A 16385-nucleotide genomic window follows, 5' to 3' on the forward strand; every position below is an offset into this window, starting at 1 on the left:
ATGATCGCATCCGACAAGAGAGTTTGATATGCAGCGACGAATTGGAGTGGGTGTTATTGCGTTGACGATGGCGCTGCTGTCGGCGTGCGATAAAAAGGAAGAGCCGAAGAAAGTGGCCGAGCCCGTGGCGGCCGCGCCGCAGCAGCCCAAGCGCAGCGCGCCTGATTTCGGGGGCGTCACCAAGGTCAGCCGCGAGGTCGAGGCCGTGGGCAGTACCCTGGAACTGGCGGTGGTCTCGGCTTTGCAGTCGGCAGTGGCGCAGGTCAATGGTGTGAAGGTCGCCAGCCAGTTGCAAAGCCTGCGCCAGGGGCTGGATGTGAGCGTGGATGGTCAGAATGCAGGCTCGGTCCGCGCCGATGCTTTCGAGCAGAAGATGGTGGCCGGTTCCCAGGGCAGCGTGCTGGGTTACGAAATCCTGTCCCAGGAAGAGGTGGATAAGGTCGATGAAGAGGTGGTAGCGAAGGTTCGCGCCAGCGATGGCGGCTACAGCTACTCGGCATCGGCCTCTTCCGAAAGCAATGTGAAGCTTAAGGCAAGTGGCGAAGGCAGTGCCCGTGGCGGCGATGCCAGCGCCAGTGCCTCCGCTTCCTATTCCGGTTCGTCCGCTTCCAGCGAATCGGCCAATGTCGACGTCAAGCGGGGTGCCAGTTCCTATTCGTCCGACCTGAGTCACAAGAAGATGCGCAGCTACTGGAAGGTCAAGCTGCGCGCCGAGATCGCCCAGTACAAGGCGCCCGACGAAAAGGGGCAGCCCAAGATCGTGGTGGTCTTGCCCAAGACCCTGATGCAGACCTATCCGGTGGGTGATAGCCAGGTGCCGGCCGACGAAGTGGCGCGCGCCGTGCGTGGGCGCCTGTCGGACATCCTCACCCAGACCAAGCGCTTCATCGTGCTGGATCGCGAATTCGGTGCCGACCTGCAAGCCGAGATTGATCACATCAACAGTGGCAATGTGCGTGCCCAGGACAGTGCACGCATCGGTCAGCAGCTGGCTACGGATCTGTTGCTGATCCCGACCATCGAGCGCTTCGAATATCCGAAGTCGGTGCGCAAGCTGCGCATGTCCGATCGAGAGCTGGTGTCGTACTCGGGGGGCGGGCGCATCACGCTGCGCCTGGTCAATGCGGCCACCGGCCAGGTCGTGATGTCGCAGAGTTTCGAGCACAAGCTGGCCAGTGCCGACCCCAGCACGATGCCACGCGTGATCGATGGCAAGAGCATGGCATCCGGGCTGATGGATGCATTGTCCAGCCAGATCGGTGGCGCCATCGTGACCGAGATCTTCCCGGTGTCGGTAGTGTCGCTGGAGGGCGATCAGGTGGTGTTGAGTCAGGGTGGCGAATCACTGCAAGTGGGCCAGCGCTGGAAGGCGGTCTATCTGGGCGAGGAGCTCAAGGATCCGCAGACCGGCAATTCGCTGGGCCGCAAGGAGACGCCGGTGGGCACGATCCGCATTGACCGCGTTGCCGCGCAGACCTCGTATGGCACCGTGGAAGAGGGCGGCAAGCTGGGAGACAAGCCCTTCGTGGCCGGCGCCATCGAACTGCGGGGGCAACTGCCCAAGGCTGCGCCGGTCGAGGCCAGTGCGGCGGCAGGTAAGGCTGCCTCCACTCCGGCTGCGACTGCATCCGCAGCGGCCAAGGCCAAGAGCACCAAGCCGGCAGCGGCTGCGCCAGCCACCGAGGCAGTCAAGCCCAGCGCACCGGCCAAGGACGACAAGTGGTAAGACGGTGAACCTGGTCCGGTGCGGCGTAGGTCGCACCGGACCGGGCGTTTCAGGTCAAGGCCGGTTCTTTTTTCTGCGCCAGTCGTTGTCGCACGCTGTCACGTATCGGCACTTCGCAATAGCGGTACGACAAATGCGCCAGGATCACCGCCAATGCCATGGCCGCCAGGATGCTGGGCAAGCTTCCTTCGCCATTCTTGCTGCTCAGTTGCAGCAGCGGGATATGCCACAGATAGATGCCATAGGACAGTATCCCGGTGCGCACCATCAGTTTGGTCGACAGTACCTGCTGCAGCACTGCCCGGCGCTCGCAATCGATCGCCGCAATGAACAAGGCGCCACCAGCGCCGATCAGGGTGGGGCCCAATACGCTGCTCAAGGGCGCAATCCAGAGCACGCTCACCGCCAGCGCCACCACGCCCGCTGCCATCGCACCGTTACCCGGACGCCAGCCTTGTCTGACCGCCACGGCGGCCGCACAGCCATAGAGCAGGGAATCGAGTCGTTCGATACTGCCGGCATAGAGCATCAGCCTGACCTGCTCGCCAAAGACCCCGAACAGGAAAGCGCGCCAGCACAGCACCATCACGGCAATGGCCAGCACCGCCTTGACGAAGCTGGCAGTTGGTATGCGTCGCATCAGGAGCAACATCAGCGGCGGCCAGATCAGGTAGAAGTGTTCTTCCACCGCCAGCGACCACGTATGCCCGAAGCCCGCCAGGTGGTGACCACTGAAGATGGCGGCATAGTTGGTCGTGTAGGTGACGGCGAAGATGGCATTGAAAGCAGCGCGCCGCTGCCCTTCCAGCAAGAAGGCCAGCCCCGCGATCAGCGCCACCAGCAGCAAGGCCGGCGCCAGCCGGGCGAAGCGCCGGATGTAGAACGGTACTAGTGCCAGGCGGCCTTCCCGCGCGAACTCATCCCAGAGCAGACCGGTGATCAGATAGCCGGACAAGGCAAAGAAGATGCCGACCCCGACCCCACCGAGGTTGTACTGCTTGAACAGATTCGTATGCTCCAGCAGCACCAGCAGAATGGCGACCGCTCTGACGCCATCAAGCCAGGGCCGATAGCCGGAAAAGCGCGCAGCACCCGCGGTGCTGCCGACTGTGACGGGAATACTCATGCAGTAACTCCTGTACTGATTCCGATTGATACGCGGACATAGGGGCGGGAGAACCGGGGCCGGGATCCGTAGGGATTGACGATTTGTTGCTGTGCAGCAAAAATGCTGACTGATGCTGAGGTTTTTGCGCGCAGCTTGATGCCATGGCCCAGATTCTTAACAAAATTGAATCGAATGCCGCGCTATTCTATTGTGCTACTGAGGCTTACCACAAGCGGCTTCTTCCCGTTTCATGTCCGTAATCGCAGTCTTTATCGGCTTAATGTCCTCGATGGCGGACCTTGGGCGACTTGTGTCTGTGAATAGCGACGGTTAGGGGATTTGAGCGGCTTGGCGCAAGGTGATGCAGAAGGGGGGCGGTACAGGGCTCAAGGCTGTCGAAATGAAGAATTCTTCTTCTACAGTAGTGAAGTGGCCTGGTTTTGAAGGGTATGGTGAATAATTGATTGGGCAATAAAAAAGCCCAGCATCGCTGCTGGGCTTTCTTGTCCTTGGTCTACAAGGTAATTCTGGTCGGGGTGAGAGGATTCGAACCTCCGGCCTCTACGTCCCGAACGTAGCGCTCTACCAGGCTAAGCTACACCCCGTCGAGTGAGATCTAAGTCAGTGATTTCGATCTACTGCGAAAGCCGATAATTCTAACAGGGATTTTTTGAATTGGCTATCAGGAAGTGAAATAATTGCGTCCGCCGCGCGTCGCGCAGCAATTTCTGCCTGTTCGCGGGTATAGGCCAGGGCGCCGGAATGGGTGATGGCCGAGAGCACTTCGTCGAAATGCTGCTCGTCGCCATTCTCGATGCAGGTGCGCACCAGTTCGCGCTGCTGCGGGGTGCCGTGCTGCATCAGCCAGATCAGCGGTAGCGTGGGCTTGCCTTCGCGCAGGTCGTCGCCGACGTTCTTGCCGATCTCGGTGCTGTTGCCGGAATAATCCAGCACGTCGTCGATCAACTGGAAGGCGGTGCCGATGGAGCGGCCGTATTCACCAGCGGCTTCGATGCCGGCTTCGTCGGCGCCCGCAATCAAGGCGCCGATCTGGCTGGCGGCCTCGAACAGCTTGGCGGTCTTGGAGCGGATCACTTGCAGGTAGCCGGCTTCATCCACATCCGGGTTGTGCATATTGAGCAACTGCAGCACTTCGCCCTCGGCGATGACGTTGGTGGCGTGGGCCACGATTTCCATCACGCGGGGGTTACCCACCGCGACCATCATCTGGAACGCGCGCGAATACAGGAAGTCGCCCACCAGCACCGAGGCGGCATTGCCGAACATGGCATTGGCAGTCTGCTTGCCGCGGCGCAACGAGGATTCGTCGACCACATCATCATGCAGCAGGGTGGCGGTATGAATGAATTCGATCACGGCCGCCAGCGAGTGATGGTGCTCGCCCTTGTAGCCGAAGGCATTGGCGATGAGCACCACCAGCACCGGGCGCAGGCGCTTGCCGCCGGCACTGATGATGTATTCGGCGACCTGGTTGACCAGCGGTACCTCCGAGTACAGTTGCCGGCGGATGACTGCGTTGACCGCCTCCATGTCGGCGACGATCGGTTGCATGATGGTTTGTTGCGAAGCGTTTTGTACGGCGGCAGACAAGGCGGAACCTGTGGGAAATGGTTATTCCCCGGATTATACGATGACAAGCAGGGGGCACGCCAAAGAGCCTGTGGGTGGGATGGGTAGGTTTTTCATTGTCGGGATGAAAATCCTGCTTGCCATTCAGACAAGGGGCTTCTCATTGTCCTGCCGGAAACTGTGTTGTGCAGAGGCCCGGCAAAGTGTCAAGTCTTTTGACCGTGTCGCTAAGTGCATGTATAATTTGGGGTTTTCCTGTTTCGGCAGGGGAAAATCGTTCTTATTAATCATTCGTGAGGTTTCACATGTACGCGGTCATAAAAACCGGCGGCAAACAATACAAAGTTGCTGCTGGCGAAAAACTCAAAGTAGAACAGATACCGGCTGACATTGGCTCCGAAATCACTTTGGATCAAGTGCTCGCAGTGGGCGCAGGCGAAACCGTGAAGTTCGGTGCGCCGCTGGTCGCAGGTGCTACGGTGCTGGCTACTGTGGTAGCACAAGGTCGCCATGACAAGGTCAGGATCTTCAAGATGCGTCGTCGTAAGCATTACCAGAAGCGTCAAGGCCATCGTCAGAACTACACCGAACTGCAAATCGTCTCGATCAACGCCTAAGCGTTGAACCAAACGAACTGCTCATCCAAAGTCATCAAGGAGTTTTAAATGGCACACAAAAAAGGCGGCGGCACTACGCGCAACGGCCGTGACTCAGAATCGAAACGCCTGGGCGTCAAGGTTTATGGCGGCCAAGTGATCAACGCTGGCGGCATCATCGTCCGTCAACGCGGCACCCGCGTGCACGCTGGCGAAAACGTCGGCGTCGGCAAGGACCACACCCTGTTCGCCCTGAAGGACGGCAAGGTCAAGTTCGTTGTCAAGGGTCTGCAACAGCGTCAATACGCAACCGTCGTTCCGGCGTAAGCGTTCCTGTCATCCGGGTTCGCCCGGAACCAGGCTTAAAAAGGCTCTGCCGATGGTGGAGCCTTTTTGGTTTTTTGAAGAGCCGTCAACAAAGCGCCGAGCCTCTGCTTCCTATGCAATGCAGGGGTTGGTCCTCACCAGGTCCAGGATGGATCGACGTTTTGTTAGCGGCTCCCACGAGGCGTCCATATCATGAAATTCATCGACGAAGCACGCATTGAAGTCGTGGCAGGGGATGGCGGCAACGGTGTCGCCAGCTTCTGCCGCGAGAAATTCCGCCCCTTTGGCGGTCCCGACGGCGGCGACGGCGGCAAGGGCGGCACCATCTGGGCCGTGGCCGACCGTAACGTCAACACCCTGATCGACTATCGCTACGCCAAGCTGCACCGCGCCGGTCGCGGCGAGAACGGCCGTGGTTCGGATTGCTACGGCAAGGGCGCCGACGATGTCTACCTGCGTATGCCGGTGGGCACGCTGATCGTGGACATCAATACCGGCGAGCACATCGCCGACCTGACCTTCCATGGCCAGACCGTGATGCTGGCCAAGGGCGGCGAGGGCGGCTGGGGCAACATCCACTTCAAGACTTCCACCAACCGCGCCCCGCGTCAGAAGACCGAGGGCAAGGAAGGCGAGCGCCGCGAACTGCGTCTGGAACTGAAGGTGCTGGCCGATGTGGGCCTGTTGGGGATGCCCAATGCCGGCAAGTCGACCTTCATCACGGCGGTCTCCAACGCCCGTCCGAAGATCGCCGACTATCCCTTCACCACGCTGCATCCCAACCTGGGCGTGGTGCGCGTGAGCCACGAGAAGAGCTTCGTGATCGCCGACATTCCCGGCCTGATCGAAGGTGCGGCCGATGGTGCAGGCCTGGGTGTGCAGTTCCTGCGCCACCTGCAGCGCACCGGTCTGCTGCTGCACATCGTCGATCTGGCTCCTTTCAATGACGAAGTCGATCCGGTCAAGGAAGCCAAGGCCATCGTCAAGGAATTGAAGAAATACGACCAGTCGCTGTTCGACAAGCCGCGCTGGCTGGTGTTGAACAAGCTGGACGTGGTGCCCGAGGCCGAGCGCGCCAAGCGGGTGAAGGATTTCGTCAAGCGCTTCGGTTGGAAGGGGCCGGTGTTCGAGATCTCGGCACTGAATCGCGATGGCTGTGAAGATCTCATCAACGAGATCTACAAGTATCTGGAAACCAAGCGCGCCGAAGAGCATCGCTCGGAAGAGACGCAGATGACCGAGGAAGCCCGCGCCATCTCCAGCATCGACCCGGACGATCCGCGCTTCAAGGTCCTGGACTGAGTGTGAGTTCACGCGTGCGACCTTGTCTCGGGCAGGGTGCGCGCGGGGGCGGTTCGGGCTATCATCTCTGCCTGTCGGATTTTCCGTCGCTCCCAGAAGAATCAGAACCCGGAACACTATGCAATCGGTCATTCAACGCGCCAAGCGGCTCATCATCAAGGTGGGCTCTTCCCTGGTCACCAATGATGGCAAGGGCCTGGACGCCAATGCCATCGCCCGCTGGGCTGAGCAGATCGCGCAATTGCGCGCGCTCGGCAAGGAAGTGGTGCTGGTCAGCTCCGGCGCGGTCGCCGAAGGGATGCAGCGCCTGGGCTTCGACAAGCGCCCCACCGGCATCCATCACCTCCAGGCCTGCGCCGCCGTGGGCCAGATGGGCCTGGCGCAGATCTATGAAACCAGTTTCCGCAAGCATGAGCTGCACACCGCCCAGGTCTTGCTGACCCACGCCGACCTGGCTGACCGCGAACGCTACCTCAATGCCCGCTCCACCCTGTTTGCCCTGCTGCAACTGGGCGTGGTGCCGGTCATCAACGAGAACGACACGGTGGTCACCGATGAAATCAAGTTCGGCGACAACGATACGCTCGGCGCGCTGGTGGCCAACCTGATCGAAGCCGATGCGCTCATCATCCTGACCGACCAGCCGGGCTTGTTTACCGCCGATCCGCGCAAGGATCCCCATGCCACTCTCATTGCCGAAGCACGCGCTGGCGACCCCTCGCTGGAGTTGATTGCGGGCGGCACCGGCACCGGCATCGGGCGTGGCGGTATGTTGACCAAGATCCTGGCGGCCAAGCGGGCCGCTACTTCCGGCGCCCATACGGTGATCGCCTGGGGCCGTGAAGATCAGGTCTTGACCCGCCTGGCGGCCGGCGAGGCCATCGGTACCCAGCTCAATGCCGAGACCGCGCAACTGACTGCGCGCAAGCAGTGGATGGCCGATCATCTCAAGACCGCCGGTCGCGTGGTGCTGGATGCCGGGGCGGTGCAGAAACTGAGTCAGGAAGGCAAGTCGCTGCTGCCCATCGGCGTGGTGGAAGTGGCCGGCGAATTCGGCCGCGGGGACGTGATTACCTGCGTGGATGCGGCTGGACGCGCCATTGCGCGCGGCATGAGCAACTACAACAGTTCGGATGCGCGCCGCATCATTCGCCATCCTTCTTCCGAGATCCAGGCCATCCTGGGCTTCGTGGAGGAGCCGGAGCTGGTGCATCGGGACAACCTGGTGTTGCTGTGAATTAAATCATCAAAACGATATAAAGAATATAAACGATATCGATGATTCAAACAAAAAAACGCGGCCTGGCCGCGTTTTTTATTGCTTGCCCCGCTTGCCATCAGCGGCGCACCGGATCGATGCGGGTCTGGGTCTTGAGACGATTGATGATGCTCTTCACGTTTTCATTGTCGGCAATCATCTTGCCTTCGCAGAAATAATCCCTGAACAAGGCGCCATCAATGCGATTGACACCGATATCGCGGATCGGCTGCCACTTGTCGCGGCGCGAGCGCGACCAGGTGCCATCGGGGTGGCCGAAGGCATAGGTCTTCTTTTCCCAGGTCTCGCAGCGCATTCCTTCGTACATCACGTTGACGGCGCCACCTTCGGTCTTGGTCTCCACGGTGTAGCGCACTACCTTGTCGGTGCCGATGGAGACCGAGTTGAGGTCGACATAGGCCTTCATGGTGGCATTCGGGCTGAGGTAGAACTCGGCCAGGTTCTGCTGCTGCGGTGTGGGCGGCAGTTGCACGGCGATTTCCTGCCAGGGCTTGTCTTCATCGTCGAAGTCTTCATCGAAGCTCTGCGCCAGCGCACCGGCGCAAGCGGCCAGCAGTGCGCAGGCCAGAACGGCACGGCGCAGGATGCGCGGGGTGAACAGGGAAGTGGGTGCGGCGATCTGCGGGAAAGAGGGCATGGGCTGGTTCACTTGGATTCGGGCGTGGGCGCGCCGTTGCTGGGCTGGCATTGCGGTGCCTGGCCCGGTTTCTTGTGGGGAGCAAGGACGCGGCCGGCTTGCTCGGGGCGGCGGGCTGCGTGGCCGGGGCGGTTCAGGAAGCGCGACAACTCCTGCAGGGCTTGCTGATAGACCTCGCGCTTGAATTCGATCACCACGTCCAGCGGCACCCAGTAGTCGTGCCAGCGCCAGGCGTCGAACTCGGGATGCGAGGTGCCGCGCAGGTTGACGTCGCAATCGCGCCCGACCATGCGCAGCAGGAACCAGATCTGCTTCTGGCCGCGGTAATGGCCGCGCACTTCGCGCTTGATGAAATGATCGGGGACTTCGTAGCGCAGCCAGTCACGGGTGCGGCCGATGATCTTCACGTGCTCGGCACGCAGGCCGATCTCTTCTTCCAGTTCCCGGAACATCGCCTGTTCGGGGGTCTCGCCGTGCTTGATGCCGCCTTGCGGGAATTGCCAGGAGTGCTCGCGCACGCGCTTGCCCCACCACACCTCGTTATTGGCGTTGAGCAGGATGATGCCGACGTTCGGGCGGAAGCCTTCTCGATCCAGCATGGTGATCCTCAAACTTTCTGCGGCTGGAAGTCCCTTTCAGGCAGGCTCATGCGACTGCGGGCATACACGGAAAAACCGGTACGCCAGACGGGTCAGGAGCAATCACATCGATGCACGGATGTCATTGAAACTGGGAGCAAATCTGCAAAGAAAGGGCGCATCAGCCAGCTAATCCTTTAAAATTGGAATGATTATAACCCTCCTCTTTTTAAAAAGAACCGACCGTCATGCGCGCCTCACGTTTTTTTATTTCCACCCTGAAAGAAGCCCCTTCCGACGCTGAAATCGTGAGCCACAAGCTCATGATGCGCGCCGGCATGATCAAGCGTCTGGGCGCCGGCATCTATACCTACATGCCGATGGGGCTGCGCGTGATCCGCAAGGTCGAGGCCATCGTGCGCGAGGAAATGAACCGCGCCGGCGCCGTCGAGCTGTTGATGCCGGTGGTGCAGCCGGCCGAGCTGTGGCAGGAAACCGGGCGCTGGAACAAGATGGGTGCCGAGTTGATGCGCGTGAAGGATCGCCATGGCCGCGACTTCGCCATCCAGCCGACTTCGGAAGAAGTGGTCACCGACGTGGCCCGTTCCGAGCTGCGCAGCTACAAGCAGTTGCCGGTCAACTTCTATCACATCCAGACCAAGTTCCGCGACGAACGCCGTCCGCGTTTCGGCTTGATGCGCGGCCGCGAATTCACGATGAAGGATGCCTATTCCTTCGACCGCGACGTCGATGGCTTGAAGAAGTCCTACCAGGCCATGTATGACGCCTATGTGCGCATCTTCACCCGCTTCGGCCTGGAATTCCGCGCCGTGGCCGCCGACAACGGCGCCATCGGCGGTTCCGGCTCGCACGAATTCCACGTCATTGCCGCCACTGGCGAAGACGCGCTGGTCTATTGCCCGACGTCGGATTACGCCGCCAACATGGAAGCGGCCGAAGCACTGCCCGCCGACAGCAGCCGTGGTGCCGCCACCCAGGCGCTGGAAAAGACCGCCACGCCGGCCAAATCCAAGTGCGAAGCCGTGGCCGAACTGCTGGGCCTGCCCTTGACGCGCACGGTCAAGTCGATCGTGCTGGCAGTGGACAATGAAGATCCGGCCAAGAAGGAAATCTGGTTGCTGCTCTTGCGTGGCGACCACGAATTGAACGAAGTGAAGGCCAGCAAGATACCGGGTCTGGCGACCTATCGCTTCGCCAGCGAAGCCGAGATCGTCGAATGGTTCGGCACCCCGCCCGGCTACCTGGGGCCGATCGGTACCAAGAAGCCGGTCAAGGTGGTGGCTGACCGCACGGTGGCCAACATGGCCGACTTCGTCTGCGGTGCCAATGAAGCCGATTTCCACTACACCGGCGCCAACTGGGGCCGTGATCTGCCCGAGCCGCAGGTGGCCGATATCCGCAACGTGGTCGAAGGCGACGCCTCGCCGGATGGCAAAGGTGTGCTGGCGATCCAGCGCGGCATCGAAGTGGGCCACGTGTTCCAGCTCGGCACCACGTATTCGGAAGCCATGAAGGCCACCTACCTGGACGAAGCCGGCAAGCCGCAACCGTTGGTGATGGGCTGCTATGGCATCGGCGTGACCCGTATCCTGGGCGCGGCCATCGAGCAGAACTTCGATGACCGCGGCATCATCTGGCCGACCTCGATTGCCCCCTTCGAAGTGGTGCTCTGCCCGATGGGCTACGACCGCAGCGAAGCGGTCAAGACCGAGATCGACAAGCTCTATGCGCAATTGACCGAAGCCGGTGTGGACGTGGTGCTGGACGACCGTGGCGAGCGCCCGGGCGCGATGTTCGCCGATTGGGAACTGATCGGCGTGCCGCATCGCATCGTGGTGGGTGACCGTGGCCTCAAGGATGGCAACATCGAATACCAGGGCCGCCGCGATACCGAGGCCACCCAGGTGCCGCTGGCTGAGGCGCTGGCCTTCATCAAGGGCAAGTTGGCCGTCTGAGGATTGCAGAGACAGGCATGAAAAAGGCGGGCGCCGTGGCGTCCGCCTTTGTTTTTGGGCCGCGCCTTGGCAGGCGTGGCTCGGTGCCGGTCCGCTTTATGTCTTACTTATTTGGCCGGGACGATCGTCACGGTCTCGCGGAAGATACCGCCTTCAGCCACGCTGCCGTCCACCCGGCCCTGGCCATTGACGCGCTTTTCGCAATCGATGCGGTCCGATTGCGGCAGGCCTTCGCAGCGACGCAGGGCGTTTTCCTTCAGTTGCGCCGGGCTCGGGTCGGTCAGGGTGCCACGGGCGGCGGCTTGCTGGGCGGCACCGGCTTCCCGCAGGCAGGTGGCGCGATCCTCGGTGGAGCTGCCGCTCTTGCAGGCGGCGATCTGTTGCTGGTATTCCGAATTGCCTGGCTTGCCGGCAGCGAACACATGCGAGGCAGCGCTCAGGGCGGCCAGGCCGATCACGATAGCGCAGGCCGAGCGCAGTAGTTGGTGGCGCAGGGAGGTGGTAGGCGCGGGTTGATTTGGCATGGTCATTTCCTTTCTCTTGGTCATGAGCTTCCAAGCTCATCTGTGAATGGCACAGGGTAGACCCGTTTTCTGTTTTTCGGTTCTTCTATTCTGTTCGATGAGCCGCAATATGAACCGGAAAGCTTGTTACAAGGTATTGCAGGCAGCGTCGCACCGCCCAGAACCGCCATGGTAGGCGGCTCCCGACCTGCCTGCCATCAGAGAAGTGCTGCAAGAGGCGTCAGACAAGCGGAAAAGACGGGCGCAGCGCCAGCGCACGCACGAACTCCTGAAACATCCGGAAACAAAAACGCCCGCATGGCTTCTGCGGGCGTTTTTGTTTGCAAGTCGCTTGCAAACCGCGGGCGTCGATCAGCTCAGGTGAGCCGAGATCAGCTTGGTCATTTCGAACATCGTGACTTGCTTCTTGCCGCCGAAGATTGCCTTGAGCTTGTCATCGGCATCGATGTTGCGCTTGTTTTCGGCGTTCTGCAGCTTGTGCTTCTTGATGTATTCCCACACCTTCTTGGTCACCTCGGTGCGCGGCAGCGGCTTGGCGCCGACCACTTCGCCCAAGGCAGCCGATGGGGTCAGCGGCTTCATGAAGGCGGCGTTGGGAGTACGTTTTGCAGCGGGCTTGGCGGCGGGTTTTGCTGCGGCTTTCTTGGGTGCTGCCTTCGGGGCGGCTTTCGGAGCTGCCTTTGCTGCCGGCTTGGCGGCGGGTTTGGCTGCAGCCTTGGGGGCGGCGGCTTTGCTTGCCGGTTTGGCTGCCGCTTTAGCTGCTGGCTTTGCTGCCGGTTTGGCGGCGGCCTTGGCGGCGGGTTTTGCTGCTGGCTTCTTTACTGCGGCTGCTGCTTTTTTTGCTGTGGCCATCGGAAAGACTCCTCACAAGAATGAGATGAATGCGTCATTTACGCACCGCTAATAGTGGTGCTCTTTGCACGGCCACGCAAGTATTTTTTAGAGGATTTCCAGGCCAAAGCGCGCGGAAACAACGAGTCGCAGCGATCCGCCGTCAAGCCGCGCCGGTAAAGGGATCGCGGCGGATCGACCAGGCTCGGGAAAGGGCTGCTTGCAGGGCCGCGGAGAACTCATGCAGACGATGCAAGAAGGACATGCTTTTGCACCCTGAAGGAGGTCGTCGAAAGGCTGCGAAAGAGAGGAGGAAAACGAGGCGGGGAGGGAAGGTTTCAGGCAGCGGGGACGCTGCCCGGGACTGGGGGGCAGCCGCAAAGCCAATTGCTGCAAGGCTTTGCGGCCGGTGATGGTCAGCGCATTCCACCCGGCAGCATCCCCTTCATGCTGCGCATCATCTTCATCATGCCGCCGCCCTTGAGCTTCTTCATCATCGATTGCATCTGCTCGAACTGCGACAACATGCGGTTGACTTCCTGCACCTGCACCCCGGCACCGGCGGCGATGCGGCGCTTGCGGGTGGCCTTGATCAGTTCAGGCTTGGCGCGCTCCTGCGGGGTCATGGAGTTGATGATGCCTTCCATGCGGCGCACCTGTTTCTCGGCCTGGTCCATGTTGGCGTTGCCGGCGGCGGCCTGCATCTGGGCCGGCAGCTTGTCCAGCAGGCTGGTGAGTCCACCCATTTTCTTCATCTGCGACAGCTGCGCCTTGAAGTCATTGAGGTCGAACTTGCCGCCGCCCTTGATCTTGTGCGCCAGGTCCTGCGCGGCTTCCATGTCCACGCCCTTGCGCGCCTCTTCCACCAGGGCCAGGATGTCGCCCATGCCGAGGATGCGGTTGGCCATGCGCGAGGGATCGAAGGCTTCCAGGCCATCGAGCTTTTCGGCCACACCGGCGAACTTGATGGGCTTGCCGGTGATGTGGCGCACCGACAGCGCGGCGCCACCGCGCGAGTCACCATCCAGCTTGGTGAGCACCACGCCGGTCAGCGGCAGGGCGTCGTTGAAGGCCTTGGCGGTATTGATGGCGTCCTGGCCCAGCATGGCGTCGACCACGAACAGGGTTTCGATGGGCTTGATGGCGGCGTGCACGGCACGGATTTCATCCATCATGGCCTGGTCGATGCCCAGACGTCCGGCGGTGTCGACGATCAGCACTTCGTGGTGGTGCTTCTTGGCGTAATCCAGCGCGGCCAGGGCGATGTCGACTGGCTTGTCGGTCGGCTGACTGGGGAAGAAGTCGGCGCCGGCTTGGCCGGTCACGGTCTGCAGCTGGCCGATGGCGGCCGGGCGGTAGACGTCGGCAGAGACGGTCAAGACCTTCTTTTTCTTGTTCTCGCGCAGGTACTTGGCCAGCTTGCCGACGGTGGTGGTCTTACCGGCACCCTGCAGGCCGGCCATCAGGATGATCGCTGGCGGCTGGGTAGCAAAGTTCAGTTGCGAGGCTTCAGCACCGAGGTCGGCCCCCATCAGGCTGGCCAGCTCGCGCTGGACCACGCCGACCAGCGCCTGACCCGGGGTGAGCGAGCCGATGACCTCTTCGCCCATGGCTTTTTCCTTCACCTTGGCGATGAATTCGCGCACGGCGGGCAGGGCCACGTCGGCCTCCAGCAGGGCCAGGCGCACTTCGCGCAGCATCTCGGCGGTATTGGATTCGGTCAGTCGCGCCTCGCCGCGCATGGTTTTGACGACTTTGGCGAGGCGTTGGGTCAGGTTGTCTAGCATGGTGATATCTGCAAATAGGTGGATGGCCGCAGGCCGGGACGAACAGGGTAGGCGCGGCGGCGGGCAATCCTGCATTCTAACCGATCAGCCCTGCTGCGCCCCTGCCGGCGCGTGGGCTGCAGATGGGGACGCTACGTAAAATTAACAGCTTGTACAGCCTGCGCTCTTTGTGTATACATGGGCGCTGAATTTCCAAGCGCATAGAACAACCAAGGCCCCCGCCACGCAGCAGGGGCCAACGCCATCGAGACTGCCGGCCCTGCACTGCTGGTTCCGGCGCGCCGTATCAACAACGATACACACAAGAGGAGAGTGGAAATGCAAAAACCAACACAATGGATGGCCCTGGTCCTGCTGGCCAGCGCCGGTTTCTCGGCCCCCAGTCATGCGGCCGACGACGTGATCCGCCTGGGCAACCTGAAGTTCGCCCATTATGGTGCGGTGTCCTATATCAAGGAGATCGCCCCCAAATGCGGCATCAAGGTCGATGAAAAAGTCTTCGCCAAGGGCCCGGACGTGATGCAGGGCATCCTGGCCGGTGAGCTCGATGTGGGCACGACCGCCTCCGAAGCGGCCATTTCGGGCCGCGCCAACGGTGCACCGATCTATGTGGTGGCAGGTTTCGCCAAGGGCGGCGCGCGCCTGGTGGCGGGCAAGGATTCCGGTATCAAGTCGGTCAAGGACTTGAAGGGCAAGAAGGTGGGCGTGACCCGCGGCGGCATCCATGAAGTGCTGCTGGACGCCGAACTGGGCCAGAACGGCCTCTCCGCCAAGGACGTCACCATCGTCTACCTGGCCTTCGCCGACCTGAACCAAGCCCTGCTGGGCAAGAACATCGATGCCATGATGCAGAGCGAGCCGCAATCCTCGCAGGCCATCAACAAGGGCTTCGGGGTGGAAGTGATGAAGCCCTACGACACCCCTATCGGCGAGCCCTACCGCACCATGGTGATGACCGAGAAGTTCTATACCGAGAAGCGCCCGCTGGCCGAGAAGTTCATGCGCTGCTTCCTGGAGGCGACCAAGACCTTCATCGACAAGCCGGAAGTGGCCGAAAAGTACGTGCGCGAAGTGATCTTCAAGAACCAGATCACCAAGGAAGACTTCTATGACGCCATCGGCAACTCGCCCTATGCCTACGACATCACCGCCGAGCACATTCAGGTGACCACCGACACCATGGCCAAGTACGGCACTGGCAAGATGGCCAAGCCGCCGCTGGCCAAGGATTGGGTCAAGACCGATCTGCTGGAGCAGGCCAAGAAGAGCATGAACCTGAAGTAAACCAAGGGGAAATTGCGCATGGCCAAGCAAAACAAGGGCAGCTTCCTGCAGGGGCTGCTGGTGCCGATCATCGTGATCGCCCTGTGGGAGGGCGCCTCGCGGGCGGGCTGGATCAATCCACAGATCCTGCCCTCGCCCTGGGCGGTGCTGAAGAAATGGGTGGAATACGCCACCCCTCTGAAACCCTATGATCCCGAGGCCGGCAGCTGGCTGGCCTGGGCCTTTTCGGGCGAGCTGATCATGGATGCCATCGGCAGCCTGTACCGGGTGGTGGCGGGTTTCCTGATCGGCGCCGGGCTGGCCTTGCCGTTGGGGTTGCTGATGGGCTCCAGCCAGCGCATCTATGGCTTGATGAACCTGACGGTGCAGGTGATCCGTCCGATTCCGCCGATTGCCTATATCCCCCTGGCCATCCTGTGGTTCGGGCTGGGCAATCCGCCGGCGCTGTTCCTGATCTCGCTGGGGGCCTTCTTCCCGGTGCTGATGAATACCATCGCCGGGGTGCGCCAGGTCGACAGCATCTACCTGCGCGCCGCCCGCAATCTGGGGGCGAGCCAGTCCACGCTGTTCTTGCGGGTGATGCTGCCGGCTGCCGTTCCTTACATCCTCTCGGGGGTGCGCATCGGCATCGGTACCGCCTTCATCGTGGTGATCGTGGCCGAGATGATTGCGGTCAGCAATGGCCTGGGTTTTCGCATCATGGAGGCGCGTGAATATTTCTGGTCGGACAAGATCATCGCCGGCATGATCACCATTGGCCTATTGGGCTTGGCCATCGACTTGGGCATGAGCCGCCTCAACAATTACATGCTGCGCTGGCATCGCGGGCTGGAGAACTGA

15 protein-coding genes and 1 tRNA gene are annotated in these 16385 nt (G+C 61.3%); 8 read left to right on the forward strand and 8 right to left on the reverse strand.

Going from position 1 to position 16385, the window contains the following annotated elements:
• The first annotated feature begins 28 nt into the window (after positions 1–28).
• Positions 29–1726, forward strand: coding sequence for a CsgG/HfaB family protein (locus RC54_RS01710; protein WP_058894021.1), 1698 nt, complete (start codon positions 29–31; stop codon positions 1724–1726).
• A gap of 49 nt (positions 1727–1775) precedes the next feature.
• Here the strand turns inward: RC54_RS01710 and RC54_RS01715 are convergent, their stop codons facing one another.
• The 3 genes from RC54_RS01715 to ispB form a co-directional block, all read right to left on the reverse strand.
• The gene (locus RC54_RS01715; RefSeq protein WP_061789496.1) at positions 1776–2852 is read right to left on the reverse strand and encodes an acyltransferase family protein; all 1077 of its coding nucleotides are present in this window, start codon (positions 2850–2852) and stop codon (positions 1776–1778) included.
• Positions 2853–3362: 510 nt separating this feature from the next.
• A tRNA-Pro gene (locus RC54_RS01720) sits at positions 3363–3439 on the reverse strand.
• Between the two features lie 16 nt (positions 3440–3455).
• Positions 3456–4406, reverse strand: coding sequence for an octaprenyl diphosphate synthase (ispB, locus tag RC54_RS01725; RefSeq protein WP_174526096.1), 951 nt, complete (start codon positions 4404–4406; stop codon positions 3456–3458).
• A gap of 323 nt (positions 4407–4729) precedes the next feature.
• Here ispB and rplU point away from each other — a divergent pair, with 323 nt between their 5' ends.
• The 4 genes from rplU to proB all read left to right on the forward strand — a co-directional run bounded on the left by rplU (position 4730) and on the right by proB (position 7886).
• Positions 4730–5041, forward strand: a complete 312-nt coding sequence (gene rplU, locus RC54_RS01730) for a 50S ribosomal protein L21 (protein WP_006713215.1) — start codon at positions 4730–4732, stop codon at positions 5039–5041.
• A 48-nt stretch (positions 5042–5089) separates the two neighbouring features.
• On the forward strand, positions 5090–5347 hold the full coding sequence (gene rpmA, locus RC54_RS01735) for a 50S ribosomal protein L27 (protein ID WP_013232410.1): 258 nt from the start codon (positions 5090–5092) through the stop codon (positions 5345–5347).
• A 192-nt stretch (positions 5348–5539) separates the two neighbouring features.
• Complete coding sequence (gene obgE, locus RC54_RS01740; RefSeq protein ID WP_017451966.1) at positions 5540–6649, forward strand: GTPase ObgE; 1110 nt, start codon at positions 5540–5542, stop codon at positions 6647–6649.
• Positions 6650–6767: 118 nt separating this feature from the next.
• The gene (gene proB / locus RC54_RS01745; protein ID WP_058894024.1) at positions 6768–7886 is read left to right on the forward strand and encodes a glutamate 5-kinase; all 1119 of its coding nucleotides are present in this window, start codon (positions 6768–6770) and stop codon (positions 7884–7886) included.
• A 100-nt stretch (positions 7887–7986) separates the two neighbouring features.
• On the opposite strand, the gene RC54_RS01750 is transcribed toward proB, so the two are convergent.
• Both RC54_RS01750 and RC54_RS01755 read right to left on the reverse strand, forming a co-directional pair.
• Positions 7987–8565 carry a CNP1-like family protein gene (locus tag RC54_RS01750; RefSeq protein ID WP_058897456.1) on the reverse strand — a complete coding sequence of 193 codons (579 nt, stop codon included), beginning with the start codon at positions 8563–8565 and terminating at the stop codon, positions 7987–7989.
• Between the two features lie 8 nt (positions 8566–8573).
• Entirely contained in the window at positions 8574–9164 is a 591-nt protein-coding gene (locus tag RC54_RS01755; protein WP_017451969.1) for an RNA pyrophosphohydrolase, read from the reverse strand.
• 227 nt (positions 9165–9391) lie between these two features.
• On the opposite strand from RC54_RS01755, the gene RC54_RS01760 reads away from it, so the two are divergent.
• On the forward strand, positions 9392–11119 hold the full coding sequence (locus tag RC54_RS01760; RefSeq protein ID WP_058894025.1) for a proline--tRNA ligase: 1728 nt from the start codon (positions 9392–9394) through the stop codon (positions 11117–11119).
• A 107-nt stretch (positions 11120–11226) separates the two neighbouring features.
• Here RC54_RS01760 and RC54_RS01765 read toward each other — a convergent pair whose 3' ends face one another.
• The 3 genes from RC54_RS01765 to ffh form a co-directional block, all read right to left on the reverse strand.
• Entirely contained in the window at positions 11227–11643 is a 417-nt protein-coding gene (locus tag RC54_RS01765) for a hypothetical protein (RefSeq protein ID WP_058894026.1), read from the reverse strand.
• Between the two features lie 351 nt (positions 11644–11994).
• A complete protein-coding gene (locus RC54_RS01770; protein WP_082685957.1) occupies positions 11995–12495 on the reverse strand; it encodes an SWIB/MDM2 domain-containing protein in 501 nt (166 codons plus the stop codon).
• Between the two features lie 395 nt (positions 12496–12890).
• A complete protein-coding gene (ffh, locus tag RC54_RS01775) occupies positions 12891–14261 on the reverse strand; it encodes a signal recognition particle protein (protein WP_017451974.1) in 1371 nt (456 codons plus the stop codon).
• Positions 14262–14579: 318 nt separating this feature from the next.
• Between ffh and RC54_RS01780 the strand changes: the two genes are divergently transcribed.
• Together RC54_RS01780 and RC54_RS01785 are read left to right on the forward strand one after the other, a co-directional pair.
• Positions 14580–15545 (forward strand): ABC transporter substrate-binding protein, encoded by a 966-nt coding sequence (locus RC54_RS01780; RefSeq protein ID WP_058894028.1) that lies wholly within the window; start codon positions 14580–14582, stop codon positions 15543–15545.
• Positions 15546–15563: 18 nt separating this feature from the next.
• Positions 15564–16385, forward strand: a complete 822-nt coding sequence (locus RC54_RS01785) for an ABC transporter permease (RefSeq protein ID WP_017451976.1) — start codon at positions 15564–15566, stop codon at positions 16383–16385.

The organism is Herbaspirillum rubrisubalbicans (assembly GCF_003719195.1).
In the GTDB taxonomy this organism is placed as follows: Bacteria; Pseudomonadota; Gammaproteobacteria; order Burkholderiales; family Burkholderiaceae_D; genus Herbaspirillum; species Herbaspirillum rubrisubalbicans.

What these genes read in the sequence shown, in the direction of transcription:
- ispB (WP_174526096.1), bottom strand. Translation starts at nt 4,406, where the DNA reads ATGCAACCGATCGTCGCCGACATGGAGGCGGTCAACGCAGTCATCCGC.
- RC54_RS01755 (WP_017451969.1), bottom strand. Translation starts at nt 9,164, where the DNA reads ATGCTGGATCGAGAAGGCTTCCGCCCGAACGTCGGCATCATCCTGCTC.
- proB (WP_058894024.1), top strand. Translation starts at nt 6,768, where the DNA reads ATGCAATCGGTCATTCAACGCGCCAAGCGGCTCATCATCAAGGTGGGC.
- rplU (WP_006713215.1), top strand. Translation starts at nt 4,730, where the DNA reads ATGTACGCGGTCATAAAAACCGGCGGCAAACAATACAAAGTTGCTGCT.
- RC54_RS01750 (WP_058897456.1), bottom strand. Translation starts at nt 8,565, where the DNA reads ATGCCCTCTTTCCCGCAGATCGCCGCACCCACTTCCCTGTTCACCCCG.
- RC54_RS01710 (WP_058894021.1), top strand. Translation starts at nt 29, where the DNA reads ATGCAGCGACGAATTGGAGTGGGTGTTATTGCGTTGACGATGGCGCTG.
- RC54_RS01760 (WP_058894025.1), top strand. Translation starts at nt 9,392, where the DNA reads ATGCGCGCCTCACGTTTTTTTATTTCCACCCTGAAAGAAGCCCCTTCC.
- RC54_RS01765 (WP_058894026.1), bottom strand. Translation starts at nt 11,643, where the DNA reads ATGCCAAATCAACCCGCGCCTACCACCTCCCTGCGCCACCAACTACTG.
- rpmA (WP_013232410.1), top strand. Translation starts at nt 5,090, where the DNA reads ATGGCACACAAAAAAGGCGGCGGCACTACGCGCAACGGCCGTGACTCA.
- RC54_RS01780 (WP_058894028.1), top strand. Translation starts at nt 14,580, where the DNA reads ATGCAAAAACCAACACAATGGATGGCCCTGGTCCTGCTGGCCAGCGCC.
- obgE (WP_017451966.1), top strand. Translation starts at nt 5,540, where the DNA reads ATGAAATTCATCGACGAAGCACGCATTGAAGTCGTGGCAGGGGATGGC.
- ffh (WP_017451974.1), bottom strand. Translation starts at nt 14,261, where the DNA reads ATGCTAGACAACCTGACCCAACGCCTCGCCAAAGTCGTCAAAACCATG.
- RC54_RS01715 (WP_061789496.1), bottom strand. Translation starts at nt 2,852, where the DNA reads ATGAGTATTCCCGTCACAGTCGGCAGCACCGCGGGTGCTGCGCGCTTT.
- RC54_RS01770 (WP_082685957.1), bottom strand. Translation starts at nt 12,495, where the DNA reads ATGGCCACAGCAAAAAAAGCAGCAGCCGCAGTAAAGAAGCCAGCAGCA.
- RC54_RS01785 (WP_017451976.1), top strand. Translation starts at nt 15,564, where the DNA reads ATGGCCAAGCAAAACAAGGGCAGCTTCCTGCAGGGGCTGCTGGTGCCG.